The following is a 7,205-nucleotide window of genomic DNA, read 5'->3' as shown; positions in this document are numbered from 1 at the left end:
GCATACGATATAAACTTAAATCCACGCGTTTCATCAAAACGTCTTGCTGCTTTAACCAAACCTATATTTCCTTCATTAATTAAGTCAGAAAGGCGTAATCCTTGATTTTGATATTGTTTTGCCACCGACACTACAAAACGTAAGTTAGCATTTACCAAAGTTTCTAATGCTCTTTGGTCACCTGTTTTGATTTTTTGAGCTAACTCAACCTCTTCATCTGCAGTAATCAAATCAATCTTACCAATTTCTTGTAAGTACTTCTCAATAGATTTTGATTCTCTATTGGTAACTTGTTTTGTTATTTTTAACTGTCTCATATTATCTCTTTAGTCTCATTTCTAAATACGGAGTGGTAAATCCTAGCTTTTCGTACAAAAACTTTGCTGGATTATCTTTTTCTACATGTAAAGCAATATCTCCTTTACAGTTTTCTATAGCATGTGTCATTATTTTTCTTCCTACTCCTTTCCCTCTATATTCATTATGAGTGGCTATGTAGACTAAAATGTTTTCTGGGATATACTCATCCATTCCAGTTTTATTTATTACCACTGCACCTATAATTTCACCTTTATCTTCTATCGTAAAAACATATCCACCTAATCCTGTTCGCTCTTTTGCTGCATAGTCTATTGCTTTACGAATTGCTGATTTTTCATCTCCATATTTTTCAAGATGTTTATATAAAAAGTTAGTTACTCTTTCTATTTCTAGAGGGGTTATACGATTAAATGCATCGTAAGTTTTTATTGTCATAATTTGATTTTTATAAAAAAGAATAGGTATGTAATAACTGTAAGTTTCTTTAGTTTTTTCTACTGAAACTTAAATAGCAATAAATACAAAACCTATTTATTTTGGTATTTGTCTTTTAATGCGGAATACTTTTTAGAAAAGTGTACGATTATCTATAAACAGATACTCGTAAGGTCAAAAAAAACATTTTATAAATCTATTTTTTAACTGGTAAATAGTTCTACAAAGTGTTTTTAAATATATTAGAGAAACTTCTCACAAAGGAGGAGTTATTGTAAACTTAAATTAGAACCCTGGTGGGATAAACTTGTCCGATTGATTACGGAACACAAGGTAGTTGAATGTAAAAACTCGTTGATTTTTTTTCTCGTGTGTAGTATCTACCATATCTTACAAAGGTACGAATTTTATAGATAATTTCAAAACAGCTACTGTAAAAGAACCCTTTACAATGTTTTCTAGGTTTATAGCACAATATAATTAAACAAAAAAACACTTCAGATTTTTCTGAAGTGCCTTTTAATTATGATATAATTTCTAATTACTTTTTGAAATTAGTAATCCCATTTTCAAGCCAGTTATAATATTCATCTACATCTGGTGTGTATGCTATAGGGTCTATTATATTTGATTCATCATGATTCATTAATACATAAAATGGTTGTGAGTTTGCTTTATACTTAATAGTTTGCATTTCACTCCATTTTTGACCAATATATTTTAGTTTTTTTCCTGGGTTTAACTTTGATTCTACCACCTCGTCTTCTTCTAATGGTCTTTTATCATCTACATACAAAGAGATTAAAACTACTTTGTTTTTCAACACGTCTAAAACCTTTGGTTTCACCCAAACGTTTTGTTCCATTTTTCTACAATTTACACAAGCATGTCCTGTAAAATCTAACATTACTGGCTTTCCTACTTTTTTAGCATAAGCTAATCCTTTATCATAATCATGAAACGACATAATATCATGTGGTGGCATTAAATGTGCTCCTTCTGGCAAACGCTCATGTCCATTTTCTTGATTACCTGAACTTACTACTGCTTGTTTTGTAAATCCTACTCCATAAGGTGACTCACTATAATGTTGTGGCGGTGGAAATGCACTGATTAAATTCAACGGTGCTCCCCATAACCCAGGAACCATATAAATGGTAAAAGATAATACAATCAACCCTAAACTTAATCTTCCTACAGAAATATGACTGATTGGACTATCGTGTGGTAATTGTATTTTTCCAAATAGATAAAAAGCTAAAGCTCCAAAAATAGCTATCCATATAGCAATAAACACCTCTCTTTCTAGTAGATGTAATTGTAATACTAAATCGGCATTTGATAAGAATTTAAATGCTAAGGCTAATTCCAAGAACCCTAAAACTACTTTTACCGTATTTAACCATCCTCCTGATTTTGGCAATGAATTTAACCATCCTGGAAAAGCTGCAAATAAGGCAAATGGTAGTGCAATAGCTGAAGAGAACCCTAACATTCCAACAATAGGAGCTATTCCTCCTTTAGAAGCTGCTTCTACTAACAAAGTACCTACGATTGGTCCTGTACACGAAAAGGATACAATTGCCAAGGCTAACGCCATAAAAAAAATTCCAATTAACCCTCCTCTATCAGCTTGAGAATCTACCTTAGTTGCCCATGAACTTGGTAAAGTAATTTCAAAAGCTCCTAAGAAAGACACAGCAAAAATTACTAAGATTAAGAAGAAAACTATATTAAACCATACGTTCGTTGATAATGCGTTCAAAGCATCAGCTCCAAAAACAGCAGTTACTACCGACCCTAATAATACATAAATCCCTATAATAGATATTCCGTAGATAATTGCATTTCGAATTCCTGCTGATTTACTTTTGCTTTGTTTTGTGAAAAAGCTTACTGTCATCGGTATCATAGGAAATACACACGGAGTTAACAATGCTGCAAACCCAGATAAAAAAGCAATGAAGAAAATTCCCCATAAACCTTTCTTTTCTTCCTTTTCACTTTCTTTTGAAACTTCTTTATCTGTTGTTTTTGTTTCTTTAACGTTATCTGAAGAAACTTTAACTGCTGTCGCTTTAGTTAAATCAAACACCAAATCTACTTCTTTTGGAGGCAAGCACATCTCATCTGTACAGGCAATAAACTCTACAAATGCGTTTATTTGAGTTAAACTAGCATCAATCAACTCTACTTTCTGCTTAAAAACTGCTTTGTCTGCAAAGGATTTAATATTCATTCCTTCTTCACCAAAAAGTGTGGTAAACTTAATTTCTCCTTCTGGCTCTGTAGTATTTCCTACAATTTTAACTTTCCCTCCATCATCATCATACGTAAAAGTTGTTGGAATAGGACCACCACTCGGAACTTCCTGTGCATACAAATGCCAACTTCCTTGTATTGTCGCAGTACTTACTAAGTTATATGTTGTTTTAGAAATTTTCTCTACACTCGTTTTCCATTCTATTGGATTGTGAATTTGGCTCATTGCCGAAAACCCAACAGTAAAACAAAGCAAAAATGCTAGTATTTTTTTCATCTTATTTGGGGAAAGGGATTAATTTACATTAAAAGTTAATTCTACTTCTTTTGGAGGTAAACAGTTCATTCCTGTACACACCATATACTCTACCACTCCTTTAACTGTAAACTTTTCTGTAGTTTTTAAACGGATTCTCTGAGTAAAAGTAGCTTTAGTATCGAAATATTTAATTTTCATTTCAAAGATTGGATCGTCCACTACATGTCCTGCTTCTTCTTTAGTATTTCCTTTTTTCAAGTATTTAGTATCTCCCTCAAAAGTAAATAAGGTTGGAATTGGCCCTCCTTTTGGAATCTCTTGTGAATACAAATGCCAATCTTTTTGAATTGTTGCGGTAGCTACTAACTCTGCTTCTTTATCTGATATCTTTTTTACTGAAGTACTCCACTTTACTGGATCGTGCACTTGGGAAAACGTAAAGGAGCAAGTAAATAATAGTAGTATTAGATATATTTTTTTCATTTTTAAATAAGTATTGAACTCGTAAAAATAACGTGTTTTATATTCATAGAAGAATAATTAAATAATAATTAACATTCTTATTCAATTTTATTTTCTATCCGTGACAAGGAACTGTTAATTATAAAATTATCTTAAAAAACATAAAAAAATGTTAATTTATTTTTTATATATTTATAGTGATTTTTTGAGTCATTTTTTAAAATCACACCTTTAAATTCTTTTTACAATTAAAAACAAAAAAGTAGATGAAGTAACAGTATTTATCATAAACTAAATTTAAGTCCCCCAAATATGAAACACTTTTATTTTAAAAAGTTTAGTGTAGATTTTATATTAGAATTTATAATTCTTCTCAACAAACTACATATTTCTATCAATAGAAAAAAAGGAGTAGTTAAACTCCAATCCATCACTCTCTCAAAAATGTGGAGAGCATTTCCTTCAATTAAGTTTCTTAAAACTTTTAATTACAGGTTTAAGAGTATGTTTTATAATATAAGAACTATAACACTTTCCACATAATCATTAATACGGTTAACTATATTTAAAGATGTTCTTTTATAGTTTCCCATTTAATTTTAACTTGATTATCAAACTCTAACGAGTTGATGAAGTGTATCCTATTTTTTTAGTCTTAAATTAAAGAGTATCACACATTCTAGCGCAAAAAACACAAACAAGTGTTTGCACTATAATCCATCTAAACAAAAAAAGCTTTATATGAAAAATAAACACCCTCACTATAGTGTATATAAAAGCATATTATATATAATTTTCTTAACATTTACTATTAGCCTTAGTTCGCAAGTAATCATAAAAGAAGAATTAAAAAGAAGTAATCTCAACAAAACATTATCCTATAAACCACCTCAAGACACAAAATTATCCTCATCAAACAATCTAGTTAACCCTATAAGTAGTTCTTTTTTAACAAAAAAAATAACTAATAGTAATTTAAATCAAAGATCCTTTTCATCTACTTTTAGTATGATGATGATGGCTACACCAACTTTAGATTTAAACTCTATAACACCAGGAAATAATTATGATTTCCAACTACAGCCAACAACATCAAACATTTTCCCTGTAACTGTAGATCCAAAAGTAACAACAGATACAGGTGTTTTAAGTGCAACAATAAGTTTTTCTGGAATTGTTGATACTCCTTTTGGTGAATTGTTAGCTATTAATAATGGCGGTGGTTTTGATTTATTATGGTTACAATTACCGGTATCTGGTCCATTTACCTATACTATAGGGAGTTCAACAATACAAATTACACAACTAACAAACACAACATTTAATATTGTAGAAACCTCTGGAAATCCTATCTCTAATTCTGAGTTTGAAACGTTTTTATCCACCTTGTTTTATGGAGACTTGCAAAGCCCATATACAGATGGGGTACGCACAATGGATGTTACCATTTTTGATACAAATGGAGATTCTACCACAGCACAAACCATTATAAGAATCTACACTACTCCCCCAACAGTTGTAGATGAAGCTGATAGTATTCTTGCTAATTCTACTGGAACTATTACAGGTAATGTTCTTACTAATGACTCTGGCTCTACCGCCATATCGGTAACAGAAGTAGATGTCTATCCTTCAGCTGTTAACAACACTTATACTACTTTATATGGAGACATTACAATACAAGCAAATGGTACTTATACTTATGATGTAGATGAAACAAATGCTTCTGTTACAGGTTTAAGAAACGGAGAGAGTTTAGATGATATTATTTCTTATACTGTAGCTGATGCCATTGGTATAAAAGATTATGGTATATTAACCATAACAATTAACGGAGTAGATGAAGCCCCTGACGCAATAGATAACACAGATTCTTTAACTGCTTTTATCGATGCAAGTGCCACAGGTAATGTAATAACCGATCCTGGAACTGGGGGCTCTGATACCGTAGATCGAGGCTTATCTACTTTAGTTTGGGAAAGCAATTTTACAAATGGAGAAACAGTAAATGGAAAAACAAAAACTATTGGTGGCGTGGGGCTTTCTTTTACTACTTTAGACCCTGGAGGATTTGGTACATCCTTTAACCAAACAGTAGATTATACTACCAACGGAGGTCATACAGGTTATTTAATATATGATATAGACGGAACAACTAACCCCACTGATGACACTGTTTTAGTTATAGATTTTGATCAACCTGTTTTTAATTTAGGTTTCTTACTAACAGATATTGATTTTTCACAAGGAAGTTCTTGGCAAGATCAAATAAAAATTGAAGGTAATTTAGATGGTATAAATTCAACTTATAAATTTGTTACAACAGGTGGAGTAATTAACTCAGGAAGTAATACTTTTTATGGAATAGGTAGCGCAATACCTAGTGATGCTACAGGAAATATCAATGTTTTTTTTGAACAGCCAATTAATCAATTAAGATTAAGCTATAATTATGGACCTAATGTTACAGATCCTGACCCTCTTGGACAAATTGCTGGTGTTTCAGATATTTACTGGCAAGGTTCTGGCTCTGTTACCACCATAAGACTTGGTACTACATTAGGTAACCTAAATGCCGGAAATTTAAATATTTTATACCCTGGAACTTACGGGTCAATAATAATGAATCCAGATGGAAGTTATGAATATATTGTTGATACATCAAACCCAGCAGTAGCAGGCTTACTCGTAGGTCAAACATTAACAGATACATTTTTTTATGAAATTTCCGACGGAGTGTCTTCAGATACAGCTAATTTAGTAATTACTATTAATGGATCAGGGACAGACCCTGATGGTGATGGAATAGCCGATAGGCTAGATTTAGATGATGATAATGATGGAATATTAGACACAGAAGAATCATTAGCTTGCGCAGGAACCCCATTAGATTTAACAGGAATTGGAACTACCTTAACCTCTGGAAGTTATTTTGATCAAGATACAGAAAAAATAATAGATGTAACAATTACTACAACAGGTACAGTAGACGAAGGTAATGCTAATGGAGATATCTTAATCACTCAAGGAGGAACAGCAACTTTTACTTTTTCATCCCCAGTAACAGTTTCTCTAAAACATGAAATTGGTATAACTGGAAATTTTGATACAGGGGATACTTGGGAATTAACTTCAACAGGAGAATTTACTGTAGCCGACCCAAATGGTGATTTAATGATTAATTCTAACTCTGGTGGCATTTTGAACTTTGATGCCTTAGGTGCTATTTCAGCATCTGAAGCTTGGGAAATTAAAACAACCACAACATCGCTAAAACTTGATCTAAAATCTGGAAATACAAAATCTCCTATCAACTTAGCTCTAATATGTGGCGGTTTTTTAGATTCCGACAATGATGGAATTCCGAATCATTTAGATTTAGATAGTGATAATGATGGGTGCTTTGATGCAGTAGAAGCAAGTGAAAATGTTTCTTCTGGTCAGTTAGACGGAAATGGAAGAATAG

The 7,205-nt window shown here is 31.9% G+C and carries 5 protein-coding genes; 1 reads left to right on the top strand and 4 read right to left on the bottom strand.

The genetic code is table 11. The annotated features are described in order from the left end of the window. The 4 genes from ABMY20_RS16035 to ABMY20_RS16020 all read right to left on the bottom strand — a co-directional run. Positions 1 to 317, bottom strand: a 317-nt coding sequence (locus ABMY20_RS16035; RefSeq protein WP_349265810.1) for a sigma-70 family RNA polymerase sigma factor, incomplete at its 3' end; no start/stop codon positions are given. Between the two features lies 1 nt (position 318). Next, positions 319 to 756 (bottom strand): GNAT family N-acetyltransferase, encoded by a 438-nt coding sequence (locus ABMY20_RS16030; protein ID WP_083574767.1) that lies wholly within the window; start codon positions 754 to 756, stop codon positions 319 to 321. A 541-nt stretch (positions 757 to 1,297) separates the two neighbouring features. Further along, the gene (locus tag ABMY20_RS16025) at positions 1,298 to 3,295 is read right to left on the bottom strand and encodes a cytochrome c biogenesis protein CcdA (protein ID WP_349265809.1); all 1,998 of its coding nucleotides are present in this window, start codon (positions 3,293 to 3,295) and stop codon (positions 1,298 to 1,300) included. Positions 3,296 to 3,313: 18 nt separating this feature from the next. Further along, positions 3,314 to 3,760, bottom strand: coding sequence for a protein-disulfide reductase DsbD domain-containing protein (locus tag ABMY20_RS16020; protein WP_159614101.1), 447 nt, complete (start codon positions 3,758 to 3,760; stop codon positions 3,314 to 3,316). Positions 3,761 to 4,480: 720 nt separating this feature from the next. On the opposite strand from ABMY20_RS16020, the gene ABMY20_RS16015 reads away from it, so the two are divergent. Next, positions 4,481 to 7,205 (top strand): VCBS domain-containing protein (locus tag ABMY20_RS16015; RefSeq protein WP_349265808.1); only part of this gene is annotated, 2,725 nt, incomplete at its 3' end.

It is taken from the genome of Tenacibaculum sp. SSH1-16 (assembly GCF_040104435.1).
GTDB lineage: Bacteria > Bacteroidota > Bacteroidia > Flavobacteriales > Flavobacteriaceae > Polaribacter > Polaribacter mesophilus.
This window is presented reverse-complemented; position numbering and strand designations above follow the sequence as displayed.

Excerpts from the sequence above, each read along its gene's own strand:
- ABMY20_RS16020 (WP_159614101.1), bottom strand. The coding sequence starts at position 3,760 with ATGAAAAAAATATATCTAATACTACTATTATTTACTTGCTCCTTTACG.
- ABMY20_RS16030 (WP_083574767.1), bottom strand. The coding sequence starts at position 756 with ATGACAATAAAAACTTACGATGCATTTAATCGTATAACCCCTCTAGAA.
- ABMY20_RS16025 (WP_349265809.1), bottom strand. The coding sequence starts at position 3,295 with ATGAAAAAAATACTAGCATTTTTGCTTTGTTTTACTGTTGGGTTTTCG.